16 protein-coding genes are annotated in these 18,241 nt (G+C 41.0%); 6 read left to right on the top strand and 10 right to left on the bottom strand.

The genetic code is table 11. The features are described 5' to 3' along the window. Nucleotides 1-378 carry a BlaI/MecI/CopY family transcriptional regulator gene (locus B5X60_RS04720; protein ID WP_079701469.1) on the bottom strand — a complete coding sequence of 126 codons (378 nt, stop codon included), beginning with the start codon at nt 376-378 and terminating at the stop codon, nt 1-3. 277 nt (nt 379-655) lie between these two features. On the opposite strand from B5X60_RS04720, the gene mutS reads away from it, so the two are divergent. After that, nucleotides 656-3,232, top strand: a complete 2,577-nt coding sequence (mutS, locus tag B5X60_RS04715) for a DNA mismatch repair protein MutS (protein ID WP_079702306.1) — start codon at nt 656-658, stop codon at nt 3,230-3,232. Nucleotides 3,233-3,317: 85 nt separating this feature from the next. Here the strand turns inward: mutS and B5X60_RS04710 are convergent, their stop codons facing one another. Together B5X60_RS04710 and B5X60_RS04705 are read right to left on the bottom strand one after the other, a co-directional pair. Further along, a complete protein-coding gene (locus B5X60_RS04710; RefSeq protein ID WP_079701468.1) occupies nt 3,318-4,547 on the bottom strand; it encodes a PQQ-dependent sugar dehydrogenase in 1,230 nt (409 codons plus the stop codon). Nucleotides 4,548-4,657: 110 nt separating this feature from the next. Then, nucleotides 4,658-5,146 (bottom strand): YMGG-like glycine zipper-containing protein, encoded by a 489-nt coding sequence (locus tag B5X60_RS04705; RefSeq protein WP_079701467.1) that lies wholly within the window; start codon nt 5,144-5,146, stop codon nt 4,658-4,660. Nucleotides 5,147-5,271: 125 nt separating this feature from the next. Here B5X60_RS04705 and B5X60_RS04700 point away from each other — a divergent pair, with 125 nt between their 5' ends. The 4 genes from B5X60_RS04700 (at nt 5,272) to B5X60_RS04685 (ending at nt 8,107) form a co-directional block, all read left to right on the top strand. Further along, on the top strand, nt 5,272-5,574 hold the full coding sequence (locus B5X60_RS04700) for a hypothetical protein (protein ID WP_079701466.1): 303 nt from the start codon (nt 5,272-5,274) through the stop codon (nt 5,572-5,574). Then, nucleotides 5,571-6,227 carry an ATP-binding cassette domain-containing protein gene (locus B5X60_RS04695; RefSeq protein WP_079701465.1) on the top strand — a complete coding sequence of 219 codons (657 nt, stop codon included), beginning with the start codon at nt 5,571-5,573 and terminating at the stop codon, nt 6,225-6,227. Before B5X60_RS04700 ends, B5X60_RS04695 begins: the two co-directional genes overlap by 4 nt. Before the next feature lie 106 nt (nt 6,228-6,333). Then, complete coding sequence (locus tag B5X60_RS04690; RefSeq protein ID WP_170878381.1) at nt 6,334-6,879, top strand: C40 family peptidase; 546 nt, start codon at nt 6,334-6,336, stop codon at nt 6,877-6,879. Nucleotides 6,880-7,165: 286 nt separating this feature from the next. Then, nucleotides 7,166-8,107 carry a 3'-5' exonuclease gene (locus B5X60_RS04685; protein ID WP_079701464.1) on the top strand — a complete coding sequence of 314 codons (942 nt, stop codon included), beginning with the start codon at nt 7,166-7,168 and terminating at the stop codon, nt 8,105-8,107. 12 nt (nt 8,108-8,119) lie between these two features. Here the strand turns inward: B5X60_RS04685 and B5X60_RS04680 are convergent, their stop codons facing one another. From B5X60_RS04680 to queG, 6 genes are all read right to left on the bottom strand, one after another. Continuing rightward, the gene (locus tag B5X60_RS04680) at nt 8,120-8,950 is read right to left on the bottom strand and encodes a hypothetical protein (protein WP_221406200.1); all 831 of its coding nucleotides are present in this window, start codon (nt 8,948-8,950) and stop codon (nt 8,120-8,122) included. Between the two features lie 39 nt (nt 8,951-8,989). Continuing rightward, complete coding sequence (locus B5X60_RS04675) at nt 8,990-9,670, bottom strand: LytR/AlgR family response regulator transcription factor (protein WP_079701462.1); 681 nt, start codon at nt 9,668-9,670, stop codon at nt 8,990-8,992. A 49-nt stretch (nt 9,671-9,719) separates the two neighbouring features. Continuing rightward, nucleotides 9,720-10,292, bottom strand: coding sequence for a hypothetical protein (locus B5X60_RS04670; protein ID WP_079701461.1), 573 nt, complete (start codon nt 10,290-10,292; stop codon nt 9,720-9,722). A 135-nt stretch (nt 10,293-10,427) separates the two neighbouring features. After that, nucleotides 10,428-11,954, bottom strand: a complete 1,527-nt coding sequence (locus tag B5X60_RS04665) for a sensor histidine kinase (protein WP_079701460.1) — start codon at nt 11,952-11,954, stop codon at nt 10,428-10,430. A 25-nt stretch (nt 11,955-11,979) separates the two neighbouring features. Further along, nucleotides 11,980-14,406, bottom strand: coding sequence for a beta-sandwich domain-containing protein (locus B5X60_RS04660; RefSeq protein WP_079701459.1), 2,427 nt, complete (start codon nt 14,404-14,406; stop codon nt 11,980-11,982). 267 nt (nt 14,407-14,673) lie between these two features. Continuing rightward, nucleotides 14,674-15,603: a tRNA epoxyqueuosine(34) reductase QueG gene (gene queG, locus B5X60_RS04655; RefSeq protein WP_079701458.1), complete on the bottom strand. Its 930-nt coding sequence runs from the start codon at nt 15,601-15,603 to the stop codon at nt 14,674-14,676. Nucleotides 15,604-15,753: 150 nt separating this feature from the next. Between queG and B5X60_RS04650 the strand changes: the two genes are divergently transcribed. Further along, entirely contained in the window at nt 15,754-17,115 is a 1,362-nt protein-coding gene (locus B5X60_RS04650) for an OmpA family protein (RefSeq protein ID WP_079701457.1), read from the top strand. Between the two features lie 94 nt (nt 17,116-17,209). On the opposite strand, the gene ruvB is transcribed toward B5X60_RS04650, so the two are convergent. Beyond that, nucleotides 17,210-18,229 carry a Holliday junction branch migration DNA helicase RuvB gene (ruvB, locus tag B5X60_RS04645; protein ID WP_079701456.1) on the bottom strand — a complete coding sequence of 340 codons (1,020 nt, stop codon included), beginning with the start codon at nt 18,227-18,229 and terminating at the stop codon, nt 17,210-17,212. Between the last annotated feature and the right edge of the window lie 12 nt (nt 18,230-18,241).

Here is an 18,241-nt window from a genome sequence, read left to right as displayed (position 1 = left end):
TTATTTGTTATCTAATTCATCCAGATATTTTTTGATCATTTCAATCTCTTTCTTTGACGATTTTTTGTTGCTTAAGGCCTGCATAACGAGTTGCGCTGCTGAGCCGTTAAAAACATTGTCAATTAAAGCATCAAGCATATTCTGACTTGTTTTTGATTGTGTGACCAGGGCTCTGTAATGATGGGTTCGGCTGCTGGTCTCCCTCTCCAATAGGCCCTTTTCATGCATGATTTGCATCAGTTTAAGGGTTGTTGTATACCCAATATCCAGACCTTTTTCCCTGGATAACTCTTCATTTACTTCTCTGACGGTTACAGTTCCCTGTTTCCAGATGATCTGTAAAATTTCTAATTCACTGTTTGTTGGTTTCACTATCATGATACTACGAATGATTTCGTATACAATAATACGAACACTTTCGTATTATAAAAATTATTTCACATTTTTTAACAAATTTCTAAGTTGACAGTGGAAAGTGGACAGTTGAAAGCGAGCAGACGTATGCACCGTTTAGTTAACTGTCCACTGTCAACCTTCAACTGTCCACATACTAACCTTTTTTCAACATCCACCATAAAAACTGGACAATCCACTAACTTTATAGCTTTACAAAGAAAACTTGTCTAAGAAAAGCGAACATAAAGAAACCCCTTTAATGCTCCAATACAATGCGATCAAGGCTAAGTATCCAGGTGCATTGCTGTTATTTCGGGTAGGAGATTTTTATGAAACATTTGGGTCGGATGCTGTAAAAGCCTCCGGGATTTTAGGCATTGTATTAACAAAAAGGGGAAACGGTTCCGGAACTCATACTGAGCTTGCAGGTTTTCCGCATCATTCACTTGAGACTTATCTCCCCAAATTAGTCCGGGCGGGCCAGAGGGTGGCTATATGTGACCAGCTGGAAGACCCCAAAACCACCAAAACCCTTGTAAAGAGAGGGGTCACGGAATTAATAACTCCCGGAGTATCGTACAGCGACAATATTATCCAGCAGAATACTAATAATTACCTCGCGTCATTATATTTCGAGAAGAACTCATTTGGAATAGCATTTCTTGATATCTCAACAGGCGAGTTCCTTGTAGCCCAGGGAAACGCGACGTATATAGACAAGCTGTTGCAAAGTTTTAAACCCAGCGAGGTTATTTTCCAGAAAAGCCGTCAGCGGGATTTTATCGAAACGTTTGGCGACAGGTTCTACACCTACCACCTCGACGACTGGGCATATAGCGGTGATTATGCAAGTGAATTTCTGTTGAAGCACTTTGAGGTTAAATCACTTAAAGGTTTTGGAATAGAGAAATTTCCCCTGGCTATTACCGCTGCGGGAGTGGCTTTACACTATCTTAACGAAACTGAACACCGTAATCTTCAGCACATATCATCCGTTTCAAGGATTGAAGAAGACCGGTATATGTGGCTCGATCGCTTTACGATCCGCAACCTGGAGTTAATTGGTTCTGCAAATGAAAATGCTGTAAGCCTGGTCGACGTGCTAGATAAAACATGTTCCCCAATGGGAGCCCGGTTGCTTCGCAGGTGGATAATAATGCCATTAAAGGAACTGAAGCCTATCCGTGAACGTTTGGATGTGGTAGAATATTTGGTAAATTCTGAAGAAGTCAGAGAGAATTTGCTTCATGAACTTAAGCAAATAGGGGACCTGGAGCGACTTATTTCAAAAATAGGCCTGCTAAAAGCTAACCCCCGTGAGGTAATGCAACTCAAAAGGGCATTGTATGCAATTGCAAACCTTAAAACTATTTGCGAAAATAGCGATAGCTATGCGCTGAAAACTATTGCCGAGCAGTTAAACAATTGCGCACTAATTCGGGATAGGATAGAACGCGAGCTAAATCCCGATCCCCCAGTTTTGCTCATCAAAGGAAGCGTTATTGCGGATGGTGTTGACGAAGAGCTTGACAGACTCAGAAAAATTGCTTTTGGGGGTAAAGGCTATTTGCTGGAAATCCAGAAAAGAGAAGCAGAAATCACAGGGATTCCTTCCTTGAAGGTTGCATTTAACAATGTATTTGGATATTATCTTGAAGTAACTCATACTCACAAGGATAAGGTGCCTGCTGAATGGCTTAGGAAACAGACCCTTGTAAATGCTGAGCGCTATATCACTCCCGAGCTTAAAGAATACGAAGAACAGATTCTTGGGGCTGAAGAAAAGATCCAGGTGCTTGAGACCAGGTTGTATGGTGAATTAACTTTTGCGCTTTCGGAATATATTAAGCCTATCCAGTTAAATGCGGCTTTAGTTGCTCAGCTGGATGTACTTCTGAATTTTGCTGTGTTGGCCATAAAGAATTATTATGTGAAGCCTGAAGTAAACGGCAGCAATGTAATTGATATTAAAGGTGGGCGACACCCGGTAATTGAGAAGAATTTGCCAACAGGCGAGGAATACATTACCAACGACGTATTTCTTGATGGTGATAGCCAACAAATTATAATCATCACAGGGCCGAACATGTCGGGGAAATCGGCACTTCTACGGCAAACGGGATTAATCGTACTGATGGCCCAGATGGGCTGTTTTGTTCCTGCCAAAGAAGCGAGCATTGGCTTTGTAGATAAAATTTTTACCCGTGTAGGAGCCTCAGATAACCTGACCTCAGGAGAATCTACTTTCATGGTTGAGATGAATGAGACGGCCAGCATCTTGAACAATTTATCTGAAAGGAGCCTGATTCTGATGGATGAGATCGGGCGTGGTACAAGTACTTATGATGGAATTTCTATAGCCTGGTCCATTGCTGAATATTTGCATACCCATCCGGTTGCGAAAGCAAAAACGCTTTTCGCGACCCATTATCATGAGCTCAATGAACTTACGAATTCTTTTAACAGGATAAAGAACTTCAATGTTTCTGTAAAGGAGGTTGGGAATAAAGTCATTTTCCTGCGTAAACTGGTACCGGGAGGGAGTGAACACAGTTTCGGTATCCACGTAGCGAAGATGGCAGGCATGCCTGCGAAATTGGTTGGAAGGGCTAATGAAATATTAAAACGACTGGAGCAGGAGCGAACAGGTGGGGAAGATATCAAAGAAAGCATGAAAAAGGTACAGAAGCAGGCTTACCAGCTGCAAATGTTCTCTATTGATGATCCGGTACTAGTTAAAATCCGGGATATGCTGAACAATCTTGAAGTAAACACATTAACCCCGGTAGAGGCCCTGATGAAACTGGATGAGATCCAAAGGGTTCTTAAATCCTAAAGAGAACAAAGAACAAAGGTTAAGGAGCAAAGACACAATCCTTTATATCTAAAGGAATTTTATACTTCATAAGATGATCCTGTCTTTATTCTTTGCTCTTTGTTCCTTGCTCTATTTTATAAATCTTTCCGTCACCATACGAGCATATATATAGCTCGTCATTAGCGTCCTCTCCGAACGAAGAAATCATTCCTTTATGTTTAATTACCAAGGCATTGGCGTATTTGCCTCCGGACGAAGGGGTGAGTGCCCATATATTCCCCGTAACATAATCGCCATAGATATACTTTCCCTGGAGTGATTTAAGGCTTTTACCTCTGTATACATGGCCGCCAGTTACTGAATTACCCGTTTGGGGCCCCTGACGATATGACCATACCGGAAGGATTAACTCTTGAGTATTACAGTTAGCCGATCCGTAACAATCTTCTGCTTCCATGATATTCCATCCATAATTTCCACCCCTTGTAACGATATCGATTTCCTCCGTTTTGTTTTGCCCTACATCTCCCAGCCATAAACTACCAGTAACTTTGTCAAAGCTGAACCTCCAGGGGTTACGGATCCCATAGGCAAAAATCTCTTCTCGGAATCCCTGAGAGTTTCCTTTATAAGGATTATCAGAGGGAATTGAATATTTTAATGTTCCGGACGTTTTATTTACATCGATTCTCAAGATTTTACCAAGAAGGGTAGCCCTGTTTTGACCATTTTTCTGTGGATCACCGCCGCTTCCACCATCACCAACACCTATATATAGAAAACCATCGTTGCCAAATGCCAGTTTGCCACCGTTATGATTGCTGTATGCCTGTTTAAACGTTAAAAGAATTTCTTCTGAAGTCTCGTCGGCAACATCCGGGTTGTTTGATACTTTGAAACGGGATATAACAGTCTCAAGTCCTGAATTATTCCGTGTAAAGTTCAAATAAAAAAATCTGTTTTTCTTAAAATCCGGATGAAAAGCCATCCCAAGGAGTCCACGCTCTCCGCCAGCTGTAACTTTATTTTCTATATCCAGAAATACCCTGCTTTCCTTGACATCCGAATTGTTCTCAAATACGTGAATTTTGCCGCGCTGGGCCACTACAAAATTTCGATTCGTACCATCTTTCGGACTGAGAAATTCCACGGGCATATTAAAATCGAGTGCTGGGAAAGCATCTTTCAAAACAATACCCTGAACTGGTAAAATGCCAATCTTTTCCTCATAGGCCTCCTTTTTTTGCCTGGCAACTTGTTTTGCCTGCAGGAAAAATACGGCACCAAGAACTATGAACACTAGGGAAGAAAGCTGTTTGCGCCTGAATCTCATTTCAATTCGTTTAATTAGTAATTAACAAAAAATATTAGAAATAATTAAAAATAAGGCACAAAAAAACCCGGTCCGAAGACCAGGCTTTTAAAATTATAGGAGAATCCAGATTACTGAACTCTTCCGGTTCTTCTGTCTTTACTACGTCCGATTACATAACCGGTACCTGCACCGACAACGCCACCAATCGCCGCACCGCGACCATCTTTCTTATCGACAAGAATACCCGTTGCTGCACCAGCTACACCGCCAATTACGGCACCTTTAGCAGCTGAGCTCCAGCCTTTCTTCTGGGCCGGTTGTGGAGTAGTGTAAACTACATCCGGGTTGCTGGATATGTAACTAGCACGATTTGAAGATCCGCTATATGATCTTGTTCGGCTTGTTCTTGTTGAAGCTCGCTCTTTCGCTACAGCTGCGGCGGCAACTACTGCCGCTTTTTCAGCTTCTTCAGCTCTTTCGAAACTATCAAGCCTTGCTTTTTCGTGCGCAATCCTTATCGAATCCCGTACGGCATTTGCGCTTGCTACTTCTTTCGCGTTATTGTTACATCCTGCAACTATTGCAGCGAATGTAAGTCCTAATAAGATACGTTTCATGTTCTTTAATTTAAGCAAAGCATTAGTATGCGATTGCACAGTACATTAAGAAAAAATGGTGCCAAAGATCATACTAGTATTGCAATGTTACGTCCAAACGGTATATTAGAAAAAGCAACAATTCTATGCAAACTTTACTCCGGTCTCTGGTAACCTTTTATAAAAGCTTCGCGCTTTTAACTCTTATTATAAACGTTTTTTGTATCGCTATTATTGTCGTCACTGAATTTAGACTATTCCCTTTAATGTTCTGGTTCAGGGCGACGGTTCATGCAATTATCTTCTACTTTATAAATGATTATAAGAAGAAGGAGTTCTACTATTACCAAAACCTGGGGATCTCTAAAAACACAATATGGGCCTATATTGTAAGTTTTGACCTGGCAATATTTTTATTGGTAAACTATATCATATATGCGATTATATGAGACATGTATTGGAGGCAGACGGCATCGAGTTAGGTTTTTCGGGTCGAAAGATACTTTCAGACATATATATTAAATGCGAGACGGGGGTAGTTACAGGTCTTTTGGGCCGTAACGGACAGGGTAAAACATGTTTGATGCAAATTATATACGGGACACTCAAACCAGATATTAAATCTGTCCGATTCGATGGGCGTCATGAAAACACACCGTATAAGCGCTCAGACCTTCTTACCTATGTTCCACAGTTTAATTTTATTCCTGCCACACTAACAATCGAACGAATATTCAAGGATTTTAATGTAGTTGCTGTTGACTTTGAAAAAATATTTCAATCGTCAGATATCAGCATCAAATCAAAAATTGGGAGCTTGTCCGGCGGGCAGAGACGGCTTATCGAGTTATACGTTGTTATAACGTCAAAATCTAAGTTTGTGATGTTGGACGAACCATTTAGTCACCTCAGCCCTGTCCAGATTGACGAGGTAAAGCAGCTAATTTTGTTGGAGAAATCTAATAAAGGCTTCTTGATCACAGACCATATGTTCAGGCATGTGATTGATATAGCTGATCAAACTTATTTATTATCGAAGGGAAAGCTGCATCTAACAACAGCTGTCGATGATTTAGAATTTCTGGGGTACGCACACTTTTAGTGTTTTCCATGGTCTGAAATGAATTCGATGTGTTTTCCGGCACTTATTCACACGATGTTAAAAATCTCTGATATGAGCGGCAATCAAATTAAATGATCTTCGTTAAATGATCAGTTACCTAAGAAGTAAAGGAATTTATATAATATTATTTCCGGCACTTTTGCTTTATTCATCATGTAAAAGCAAAAAAATCCTGACCGACTCGTCAAAAGCAAGATCAGTTGCGTCCGGCAGCTTAACAGAGCGATATGCAGCTCTGTTAAATGTTAAGGAGAAGGAGCTGGGAAATGAAAAACTGTATCGTTTTATAGACAGTTGGATGGGGGTTCCGCACCGAAGTGGGGGAATGGATAAAAAAGGCATTGACTGTTCTGGCTTTACCAGTATCCTGGAAAAGGAGATCTATAACAGGGCAGTCCCACGAACTGCAAAATCGATGGCCGAATCGGTTAAAAGAAAATATGAAGAAGATCTTAAGGAAGGTGATTTAGTTTTCTTTGATTTTCAGGGACAAAAATTCAGTCACGTGGGAGTGTATCTACACAATAATAAATTTGTTCATGCTTCAACCTCCAAAGGGGTGATAATCAGTGATCTTAAAGATCCCTGGTATTATAAATATTTTTCGCGGGCCGGAAGTATTAAAAACTGAGAGTTAAATCATGAATTCAACAGTAATAGCAGAAGAAACTGCGAGATTTTGCCGGTATAAAAGATAAATTTACAGCTCACTTAACTACATGCGCGAACCTCAAGGCGATTATTCATTCTGGACTAAATATAAGCGGTTCGCAACAACAGAGATCCTCCTCTATCTGATTATGATAATTGGCATTACCCTGGGGATTATCATATTCGGCTAAAGCCCGTTAATTAAAAATATAAAGCTAATATCCGCGTATTATAAATGATTTTGCGATGTTTGTCCAATACATACTATGAAACTTAATTTAAAACGCCCGCTTGCATTCTTTGATCTCGAGACTACAGGTGTTAATGTTGCATCCGACCGGATAGTTGAAATTTCAATTCTTAAGGCAATGCCTGACGGCACTGAGCAAATCAAGACGATGCGCATAAATCCGGGTATTCCAATTCCGTTGGAATCATCCCTGATTCATGGTATTTACGACGAAGATGTAAGCCGTGAACCGACATTTAAGCAGGCAGGTGAGGAACTAGCTCGTTTTCTTGATGATTGTGATCTTGCGGGTTATAATTCGAATAAATTCGACATTCCGGTGCTGATGGAAGAGTTTCTTCGTGCCGGGATAGATTTCGATATCGACAACAGGCATTTTGTGGATGTGCAGAATATATTCCATCAGATGGAGCAGCGTACGTTGCGGGCGGCATACCAATTCTATTGTGGTAAAGTGATCGAAAATGCACACTCAGCCGAAGCAGATATTAAAGCTACTTACGAGGTATTATTAGCACAGATTGGTCGGTATGAAAATCAGGAATGGGAAGATAAGAAGGGTATTGTTTCAAAACCAGTTCAGAATAATATTGAGGCGCTTCACAAGTTTACAAACTTAAATAAACCAGTTGATTTTGCTGCCAGGATGATTTACAACGACGACGGAGTGGAATTGATTAATTTCGGGAAGCATAAAGGACGATCAGTTGAAGATGTTTTTCAAGCGGAACCGAGCTATTATAACTGGATGCAAAATGGCGATTTCCCTCTCTATACAAAACGTTGTCTTGAACAGATCTGGAAAAGATGGAATGCGAAGAAAGAGGCATTACGAATAGAAAAACAGAACGCAGTTAAACCAGAACAAACAACTCAGCAGCAGCCTAAAAAAGTCGAAGACCCCAAGCCTGTCGACAATGACATGCTGCAGCAGTTGAAGATGAAATTCGGGAAGTAGTGTTAATAGTACTTAATCAGTAGTTGGGTAGAAGGGCGATAAAATAGGACCTTCATCACTCAAAAGTGAATTCAATTCCTCTGAGGCGAGTATCTTTTGCATGGAACTTCTCTTGCCATCTACCCACAGTTTGTTTTGTATGATACGGATACCGTGGCTGTAATCTACGTGAATTGTACTATGACCATTATAGAGTGGCTGTATTGCTTTTCCGTCGGGCTTATGCCAACCATAAATAACAACCCTCAGAACCCCTTTATCATTATAAATCTTGTTTGAAATGACCACATCCTTTTTGTTCCCTGCAACCAAACTTCCTAATGGGTGGGAAACCAAATAGGGTTTTCGCTGGGCGTTGACGAGAGTGTTATGCTTTTCAAATACTGGTACAGTGATCATTTGCGGTGATGGTGGAATTGGTTCCGGCACTAACTTGACAGCAGCATTTTTATAGATCCTATCGGATATCTTTCGTGTAGGAAGACTGCCCTTTAGCAATTTTCCCACACGCTGAGCTAATTGTGGTTTCATCGGGCAGTAGAAATAATCTTCATTAGATCCAATAGCGATAAAATCAGGAATCACAAAATAGCGGATTGTATGAGTTTTACTATTTACCACTACAGTATCCCTTATTTCCGTTAAACTCCGATAGAAATTCGGAATGTTACCCGATTTAATCTGCTTGAAAATAATCTTTTCCCTTTCAGCGAGAGTGATTTCTGTATCACGTATACTTTTTGAAAATTCCGATCCGGAGAGTGCATCAGAAGCCCGTTTTTTTATCTTAAGCTGTTGACCTTGAACTAATGTCGTCCCGATGACAAGCAAAAAAATAAGCATGAATTTCATACTCTAAAATAAGCAAAATCTTAGCTCAATTCAACGCCCGTGCAGGCCGACCAGGTTCTGCATGTACGATTCGCTTATCGGTATCGTAGATCCTTGTATATGAACCTGATGACGTTCAATTCTGTCGATATTACTTACAGCTACCATATAGGACCTGTGCGTTCTAATAAACTTATCTTTTGGCAAAATCGCTTCGAGCTCCGCAAAGGTCATACGGGAGAGCAGGCTTTTCCCTTTTACCACGAAATTGACATAGTTTCCTGCGGCCTCGAGCCATAAAATATCCCCGAAATGTACTTTTTCCTGCTCGTAACCGGTTTTCAAGAAAATGTAATCAGCCATGCCGCTTTTATTTCGGAGCTGGAATAGTTCATAAGCTTTATTGCACCCCTTTACAAAGCGACTTAAAGAAAATGGTTTCAAAAGGTAGTCGATTGCGTCCAGTTCAAAACTCGTTACTGCATGCTCAGTATAAGCCGTTGTGAAAATCACCATTGGCTTCTTATTTAGGCTGTTCAGGAAGTCAATGCCAGAAATGTCAGGCATCTTTATATCAAGAAAAATGAGGTCGATATTTTCTTTTTGTAAGTATTCCATTGCCTGAAATGCATCAGTAAATTCGGCCTTCAACTTTAAAAAAGGCACTTTTGAAGCATGGCTGCGTATTACTTCAAGCGCTAGTGGTTCATCATCAAGGGCGATTGCATTCATCTAATAAAAGTAAGATATTAAAAGATCTAATGATTGATGTAAAATGGTTTTAGCCTTTGCCATGTCCGATTAGATTAACAATTAGCTGGTCTACTACAAAAATTGCAGCCATAAAAACCAATACAAAAGCGATTTTCATCAATCGGGCATTTAATGTGGCTTTCTCAGCCGGTGGAAAATCTGTAATGGAACGTAAAATACCAATGATCTTGTCTTTGTTAATCAACAAAATCACAATTAACATTGAAAAGTAGATCAATGCACTTGCCAAAGCACCATAAGTATCCAGGAAGATGATGTCAAATACAATAATATTCACCATAATTGGCAGCAGGATAAAGACTCCTATCAATTTTAATTTCCCTGAAAGAAGCATCCATGCACCCATTAGTTGCGAAAGACCGATGAAAAGGATATAGGTATATGAATGCCCCATAAATGTCCATGCCAGATCAAAGCTTTCAACTTTTCCAAGCGGGATCGCCGCAATTTCTGCCGGCAACCGTTCAGGCGTATAAAACTGTCCGCCCATAATTTTACCAATGGCATATAGGTTTAGGAAAGTGAATACATATAAGCGGCAAATCAGCTCAATAAAATCTTTGAGTTTACTTTCAGTCATAAATTGATTTCAGCGTTAGATTATTTATTACAACAGCTAAGTTCTGTGAAGATGATTCTACCTGCATTGAATACTTCCTTGCCAGTGTTTATCACCACGCAGAAAAACAATACTAATAGGACCTTTTTCATACTATTAATCCAGTTGAATTGTCAGGTGTACGAAGAATTCTTTACCGCTTTCTCTAATTGACAATTCATGGCGCGAAGGGTACATAAGCCTTAACCTTTGCTGAACGTTTGCCAGGCCGATACCATTATTATCCTTTTCAGGATCATTGGCTGGTTTATCATGCATGCTGTTTGAGATATCAAAATAGAGGGTTTTGTCTTTGGTCACCAGGCTAATGCGGATGATCGACTTTTCTTTTAAACTAATGCCATGCTTGAATGCATTCTCGACGAAGGGTATTAGCAGCATGGGCGCGATCTGCAATATCCCTACATGATCTTCGATCTCTGTACTAATGGTAATTTCGGGTGAGGCTTGCGTGCGCAGTGATTGAAGTGTGATGTAATTGTTCAGGTATTCTATCTCACGATTTAAAGAGATCTTCTCCTGCAGATTTTCGTGCAGCATAAAACGCATCATATCCCCCAGCTTCTGAATGCCTTCCGATGTTCGTTCAGCCTTTTCCTGTAATGATGTGCCATACAAGGTGTTCAGGATATTGAATAGAAAATGGGGATTTATTTGTGATCGGAGGAAGTTTAAATCAGCAGTGGAACGCCCAAGCGCAGTCTGCAAACCTTTTATCTCATAATCCACTTTTACGCGATGCTTGTACACGTACCAGGCGAGAGGGGCTGTGAATAATATCTGAAATCCAAGGTTGAAAATCGCTGTAATTATTGATAATTCATCGTTATGCCTTGGAACAACAATTAGTATCACTGCAAAAATTGGCAGAGAGCTAAGTGCTGCAATCCAGAAGAATTGCTTTAAGTAATTCCTAAATGGCTTTGCGGCCCGTTGACTTCCCGGTAAAAGAAAATACATGGCGTAGCAGTATAGGAATATCCCAGCAAGAGGACAAACTGCCAAAACCACTACAACTTCTGAATCTGCCTGCCCCATTAGAAGTAAGAACAAACCTATCATCCACACAATAAAGGCATAAATTCCATCTCTTGTTATGACCCGGTATTTAGCCTCAATAAGATCCGAGTTACCAAGTAAATATATCGCCAGGTACTTAATGATATTATAAAGCGCAAACATCATCAGAAGCCAGAACGAGAAAATTGCACTTTCCTGAAATACCTTTGCATACAGCGCATCTTCGCTGTAAGTACTAAAAAGATAACCTCGCAACCAGGTATCAGTGATCGCAAGAACTACGCTAATCAGATAGAATATTATCACCGTTAATATAATATTGACGGCAATATTTTGTTTCCTCGTCAGGGGTGGAACGATAACAAAGGTCAGGAGCAGGTAGCTGCCATAAAATGTTATATATCGAACCAGTACGGGTAAAAAGTAATTATTGAAATACGAGTAGTGTTGTTGAGCTTCTTTGAACGTTGCAGTATCATACCGCCAATCCTGGATGTCAACAGAGCTTGATACAAGAAAGAATATCGAGAAGACGAACATGGTCGTTGCTGCCCAGTATTCAATTCTGTTGATATCTGATGGGTTTTTTATGAAATTCTTCATGTTGTATAGTTAAATATAATTGGTCTTATTGAGCGCTATTTGAAACATCATCGTTTTTTATTCCCCTTGAATTTTTCTTGATCGCAGATTTTAATTTACCAAACTTATACGACAGGTTAGTATTGAAGCCTCGATAAAAGACCCTGTTGTTATTAGTTTGAAAGAAATCCGGTCCGAACGACTCGCGGATGTTATTCCTGTATTTGCTAAACGGGTTGCTGGTAGCTGCCGAGAATGTTAGCTTATCTTTAATGATGTCTTTATTTACGCTGAATGAACTTCCGAAAAATGTATTGGACGAACCCTGAACAGATAAATTAGGACCATTGAAATGCAGATTGCTGCTTGCACGCCAGCCTTTTTCGAATCTATAGCTTGCTGAAGTTGAAAAGTTGTACATCAGGCCCTGATTTCTCACAAGGATGTTATTCACCATTGCGTGCACCCGGCCATGAGCCAGACCGCCGTTGAATGTCATATTCATCTTTTTTGTTAACGGGTAATTTACATTTACGTTGAGAGTAAAAAGCCTTGCACGTCCGGTATTGTCGAAAGTGTTTTTGGTAATATAAGTAACAGGATCAAACACAGAGACAGGCATAATCAGGTCTTTGAACAATCCATATCCCAGGATGTAGTTGAATGAACCCTTTTTGGATTTGCTGTAGCCAATTGACAGGTTGCTTCCTACTGTAGGATGAAGGTTTGGATTACCGCTTGACTCAAAATTAGGATTAGATCTGTCGACAAATGGATTTAGCTGATAGATACCCGGACGCTGTATCCTTTGTGAGAACCCGAGGTTTATATTACTCATGTTCTTCAATTTTCTGTTGATACTCACTGACGGAATCAGATTTAGATATTCCTGCCTTACCTGCGATTGGCTTGAAACAAAGTCAGCGTCAATTGTCGTTTGCTCCAGCCTGAATCCGCCTTTGAACCCCCAGTTTTTAGTATTGTACTGATAAGTATTATATGCGCCGAGCACTTCCTGAGTGTTATCAAAAACATTGCTTCTGGTAGGATCTGTTACGAATTGGCCACTCGTTGAGTTCAGCGACATAAACTGGAAATCACTCTCATTCTTTCTTCTGATCGCCTTTAGTCCGGCTTCTATGGTTAATTTCTTTACAGGATGAACATAGTCGATCTGCATGGTTTGTTCAGCCGATCCGCCTTCATTTACCTGATTGTAATCGGCAATATTATAGTTGAACTGGTTCGAGCTTGTCAGCAAGTTATTTTGCCCATTTGTATAATCGTAAAAACGGTATGAGAAGGTGAGAAGCTGTGCTTTGTTCTTCTTAAAACCCAACTGATAATTAAGTGACGCGTCCATTCCGTGGCCGTCAGATAGATTGTTGCCTGCAAGATTATAGCGCTGTAAACTGCCTGTTGAGCTGCTCAGTTCTGAATTCTGGTTGCTAATGCTTTCGTTGGAGTTCCCGTTAAAGTTGAACTGCCCGGATATTAGGTTCAAGCTATCAAGTTCATAGCTCAGTTCACCACCAATGTAACCGTTCTTGTTATTTGATTCTCTCGTCAGGAACTGGGAAAGACTGCTTGCATTTGTGCCGGTAGTTGTCCTAAAAGTCCCGTTCTGTGTTATTGGAATTTCTGCAGAGTTAGCTCCACCAAATGCTGAGATTCCGAATTTACCTTGCTTTAAAGTCAAGTTTCCTCCAACTCCCGGACCGCCGGCAGGGAAGCGATGGCTGACATTTACCGATGCATTATATCCATTATCAACCTTTTTGTTGGTTATGATGTTAATTAAACCAGCGATCCCTTCCGCATCGTATTTGGATGGAGGGGTAGTAATCACTTCAATATTTTGAATACTGGATGCAGGCATACTTTTCAAAACCTCCTTTGCGTTGCGCTCCATCATGCTGGAAGGCTTGCCGTTTATCAGGATTTTATAGTTTGCGTCACCTTTCAGAAGGATATTATCTTCTGCATCAACTGATAATAAGGGAACTTTCCTCATGATCTCCATCACGCTGTTTGTTTTGCTTTCAGGATCAGCCTGCAAGTCATAAGATATTCTATCTACCTCCTGTTTGATAATAGGCTTATCAGCCATCACTACAACTTCCTTGAGTTGATTTGTTTTTGTGGAGATCAGTATCGTCCCCAGATCACGCGTCCTTACAGAACCGATTAGTTCAACAGGGATGGTCTTTGTCTTGTAACCTACAGATATGACAGATACTACATATTTGCCAGCCTTTACGCCGGAAAAAATAAAGGAACCGTCGTCTTTCGTAAGTACAGACTTAAGCGGGATATTCTTCTCGGTTTTCAAACCTATTGTTGTGTAATCGAGCGCTTTCTTTGAAGCAGAGTCAGCCGTTAGTCCTTTTATTTCATACGTAAGCTCCGGCGTGGTCTGTGCCATAAGGCTGAAGCTGAAGCAGCAGAGCAAAAGAAGTAAAAATGGTTTCATTGTCTTAAATTTTATGGGTCTGTGTGTCCCGTTTTTTAATTGCTTTACGAATTTTGAAACAATATTACCCTGCTTGCAACCCTGCTGCTAATAAATGTGACGGGTGGGCGGGAAAATGTGACGAATCAGGGACTTGGACGTTTTTACTGATATTTAAAACGTTGTACGTAATACGTTCTACGTGTTACGTTGCATACGATATATAGACTCTGCAAACCGTTAGGTACGTTTCCAAGTACGTAAAACGTATGACGTAGAACGTACAACTCAGCTTTTTAAGAATTCAATATTTCTCTTCAATCCACTGAACTTTGTACGCTTTACAGCGGAGTTTTTAAAGACTTTGCTAAATGTCTCCTGGGTGATTTCCCGCCATTCGGGAGCGGTCATACCAAGTACCGAAGGGTTGGCTTCAAATGAGGGTTCGGTATGAAGCAAGGAAAATTTATTCCAGGGGCAAACGTCCTGACAAATATCGCAGCCAAACATCCAGTTATCCATTTTTCCTTTGAATTCGGATGGTATTTCGTTTTTCAGCTCAATTGTAAGGTAGGATATACAACGGCTGCCATCAACTACATATGGCTCTACGATCGCGTTAGTCGGGCAGGCATCTATACATCGTGTGCACGTTCCGCAATGATCTTCCGTGGGCGCAACGTCGTATTCCAGTTCAAGATCGGTAATGAGTTCTGCCAGGAAAAAAAAAGACCCAACCTTTTTGCTGATGAGGTTTGAGTTTTTCCCTATCCAGCCCAGGCCGGACTTATTTGCCCAGGCTTTATCTAAAACAGGAGCGGAGTCGACAAAGGCGCGGCCGTTTACCTCACCAATATGTTCCTGTATAATCTCGATTAGCTGCCGCAGCTTGTCTTTTATAACTTTATGATAATCCTCTCCAAAGGCATAGCGGCTTATTTTGGGTGCATCCGGATCAGTCTGCAGTTGATCAGTATAATAGTTTATAGAAAGAGATATCACTGACTTCGCCCCATCAACCAGCAGGGTGGGGTCCAGGCGCTTGTCGAAATGATTTTCCATATACCCCATTTCTCCATTCGAACCATTTTTTAGCCAGGTTTCCAACAGTGGGGCTTCTTTCTCCAGAAACCCGGCTTTTGAAATACCACATGAAAGGAAGCCAAGCTTTTGTGCTTCACTTTTAATGAATTTGGTATAGTCTTTCTTGCTAATCATCCGACACGCAAAGATAAAAATAAGAGTAAGAGCATGATACTGATTTACAGTTAAATGGTTAACACACGGTTAAATTTATTTTTATTATAAAAAACATTAGCTGCTTGTGGTATAGCTTTTGTTATAAAGGGTAAACAAACAAATAAGACTATGAATTTAAGATTTCTAAAACTTTCAGCGCTGGCTTTGGGCCTGATCGTATCTTCAGAAACGTTTGCACAGGATAGCGTATCTGCACCTTTAGCAGTTCCACCTGTCTTTTCTCCTGCTTCGTCATTCAGTACCTGGTCATTTGGTATCAATGCCGGAGTTCTTGCACCTACGGTGATTGCAGGTAAGAACGACTTTACTAAATGGAAAGCAGATTTAGGCTACGGTGCATACATAAAAAAGCAGATATGGCCGGCTTTTGGGATACAGGCCAATTTCCTGGGCGGTAAGCTTAAAGCTGATAATTCGAGAGATTGGGGTAATGGTACTGCTCCAGTAAGTCCGTATACAAATTATGAAACTTTGGTTAAATATTCTGCAAGTCTAAACGCATACTGGAGTCTTGCAAATATATATTGGATGAACAGGACAAATGTTATTCAACCATATTTAACAGCTGGATACGGTTGGATGGGTTATGATGTTGATATTACCAATTCAGCGGGAACAACCCGATTCAATCCCGAAGCAACTGTGCATGAGTCTTTCATCCCAGTTGGTGCAGGCTTAAAGTTCGGACTATCTAACAACTTAATGCTTGACCTCGGTTATCAGATGAACTTTGTAGACGGAGATAACCTGGACGGATACCGCGCAGGTCCACAAAGCGATAAATTCTCTTACACACATATAGGACTTGAATTTGCATTAGGCGGTAAGACCAAGCCTGCTTTATCTAGTTACAACCCTGTTGCGGCATTGGAAGCGGATTATATTGCACGTAACGCAGCGTTACAAGCAGATTTGGCCGCTGAACGTGCTAGAAATGCTGCTCAGCTAGCTCAAATGAATACTGATTGGGCTCGTTTCAAAATGGATTCTGATGGTGACGGTGTTTCTGATTACTTCGATAAATGCCCGAACACTCCAGCCGGAACTCAGGTTGATGGTGCTGGTTGTGAAATTAAAGTAACAAACACAACCGTTAATCCGGTTCGCGTTGTGGTTACTGAAGAGGATAGAAGGGTAGTAGCTGAAGCGATTAAAAACCTTGAGTTTGATTTCGCAAAAGCAACCATTCGCCCATCTTCTTATCCAAGCTTAAACAGAGTTGCAGATCTATTGAAATCTAAAGATTTCAGTCTTAAACTGGCCGGTCACACCGACAATGTTGGTAGTGACGCTGCTAATCTTAAGTTATCTAAAGATCGTGCGGAATCAGTTAAGTCGTATCTGGTAAGCCAGGGAGCTAATCCTTCAAGGATTGAAGCAACTGGTTATGGTGAAAGCCAGCCGATCTCTTCTAACAAAACAGCTTCGGGTCGCCAGAACAACAGAAGGGTAGAGTTTACACTGTACTAAACCTTAAACTAAATAGGTAAAAAGGGCTTTCCGATTGGAGAGCCCTTTTTTATTTCAATCAACTTTTAAGGTTGAAGTTCTACACTACAGGGAATTAAAATAACGTATTTCCCCCCGATTTAATTCGTCCAAGGTGTTTATAGGCAATCTCTGTACATTCTCTTCCCCTTGAAGTCCGCATGATGTAGCCTTCCTGGATCAGGAATGGCTCATAGACTTCTTCGATTGTTCCTTCTTCTTCGCCTACGGCAGTCGCTATAGTTTTCAATCCTACAGGCCCTCCTTTGAACTTATCGATAATGGTTACAAGTATCTTATTGTCCATCTCATCTAAACCATGTTCGTCTACATTGAGCGCGTTTAGCGCATACTTCGCGATTTCAGTATCGATACTCCCATTGCCCTTAATTTGAGCAAAATCACGAGTCCGGCGTAGCAAAGCATTTGCTATACGTGGTGTGCCCCGGCTTCGTCTGGCGATTTCATATGCGCCTTCGTCCGAAATTGCAGTTTTAAGGATCTCAGCAGAACGCAGTACGATCGTTGTTAATAGTTTGGCATCATAATATTCCAACCGGCTGTTTATTCCAAAACGTGCTCTCAAAGGGGCGGTAAGCAAGCCTGAACGGGTGGTGGCTCCGACAAGCGTGAAGGCATTCAGTGATATTTGTACCGAACGGGCATTGGGACCCGTTTCCAGCATGATATCTATTTTGAAGTCCTCCATTGCAGAGTACAGGTATTCTTCGACCAGGGGACTCAGTCTATGAATCTCATCAATAAAAAGGATATCGCCTTCTTCAAGGTTTGTCAACAGCCCTGCCAGATCTCCTGGCTTGTCCAGGACAGGTCCTGAGGTAATTCTGATATTGACGCCCATTTCATTGGCTATGATATGTGACAGGGTTGTCTTTCCTAATCCGGGGGGGCCATGCAGAAGAACGTGATCCAAAGCCTCGCCACGCTGTTTGGCGGCCTGAACAAAAATCTTCAGGTTCGACAGTATCTTGTGCTGTCCTGTGAAATCCTCAAAAGCCTGCGGCCGCAGTACTTTCTCTATCTCCCGCTCTACAGGTGAAAGATTCTCCTCTCCGGGATCAAGATTTTCATTCATAGGATTGCTGTT

Source organism: Daejeonella lutea, assembly GCF_900168015.1.
Lineage (GTDB): Bacteria > Bacteroidota > Bacteroidia > Sphingobacteriales > Sphingobacteriaceae > Daejeonella > Daejeonella lutea.
Note: the sequence above shows the minus strand (reverse complement) of the source record. Positions and strands in the feature narration are given on the sequence as shown.

Bases quoted from the DNA above. Each gene is read 5' to 3' on its own strand.
- B5X60_RS04720 (WP_079701469.1), bottom strand. From the start codon at position 378: ATGATAGTGAAACCAACAAACAGTGAATTAGAAATTTTACAGATCATC.
- mutS (WP_079702306.1), top strand. From the start codon at position 656: ATGCTCCAATACAATGCGATCAAGGCTAAGTATCCAGGTGCATTGCTG.
- B5X60_RS04710 (WP_079701468.1), bottom strand. From the start codon at position 4,547: ATGAGATTCAGGCGCAAACAGCTTTCTTCCCTAGTGTTCATAGTTCTT.
- B5X60_RS04705 (WP_079701467.1), bottom strand. From the start codon at position 5,146: ATGAAACGTATCTTATTAGGACTTACATTCGCTGCAATAGTTGCAGGA.
- B5X60_RS04700 (WP_079701466.1), top strand. From the start codon at position 5,272: ATGCAAACTTTACTCCGGTCTCTGGTAACCTTTTATAAAAGCTTCGCG.
- B5X60_RS04695 (WP_079701465.1), top strand. From the start codon at position 5,571: ATGAGACATGTATTGGAGGCAGACGGCATCGAGTTAGGTTTTTCGGGT.
- B5X60_RS04690 (WP_170878381.1), top strand. From the start codon at position 6,334: ATGATCAGTTACCTAAGAAGTAAAGGAATTTATATAATATTATTTCCG.
- B5X60_RS04685 (WP_079701464.1), top strand. From the start codon at position 7,166: ATGAAACTTAATTTAAAACGCCCGCTTGCATTCTTTGATCTCGAGACT.
- B5X60_RS04680 (WP_221406200.1), bottom strand. From the start codon at position 8,950: ATGCTTATTTTTTTGCTTGTCATCGGGACGACATTAGTTCAAGGTCAA.
- B5X60_RS04675 (WP_079701462.1), bottom strand. From the start codon at position 9,670: ATGAATGCAATCGCCCTTGATGATGAACCACTAGCGCTTGAAGTAATA.
- B5X60_RS04670 (WP_079701461.1), bottom strand. From the start codon at position 10,292: ATGACTGAAAGTAAACTCAAAGATTTTATTGAGCTGATTTGCCGCTTA.
- B5X60_RS04665 (WP_079701460.1), bottom strand. From the start codon at position 11,954: ATGAAGAATTTCATAAAAAACCCATCAGATATCAACAGAATTGAATAC.
- B5X60_RS04660 (WP_079701459.1), bottom strand. From the start codon at position 14,406: ATGAAACCATTTTTACTTCTTTTGCTCTGCTGCTTCAGCTTCAGCCTT.
- queG (WP_079701458.1), bottom strand. From the start codon at position 15,603: ATGATTAGCAAGAAAGACTATACCAAATTCATTAAAAGTGAAGCACAA.
- B5X60_RS04650 (WP_079701457.1), top strand. From the start codon at position 15,754: ATGAATTTAAGATTTCTAAAACTTTCAGCGCTGGCTTTGGGCCTGATC.
- ruvB (WP_079701456.1), bottom strand. From the start codon at position 18,229: ATGAATGAAAATCTTGATCCCGGAGAGGAGAATCTTTCACCTGTAGAG.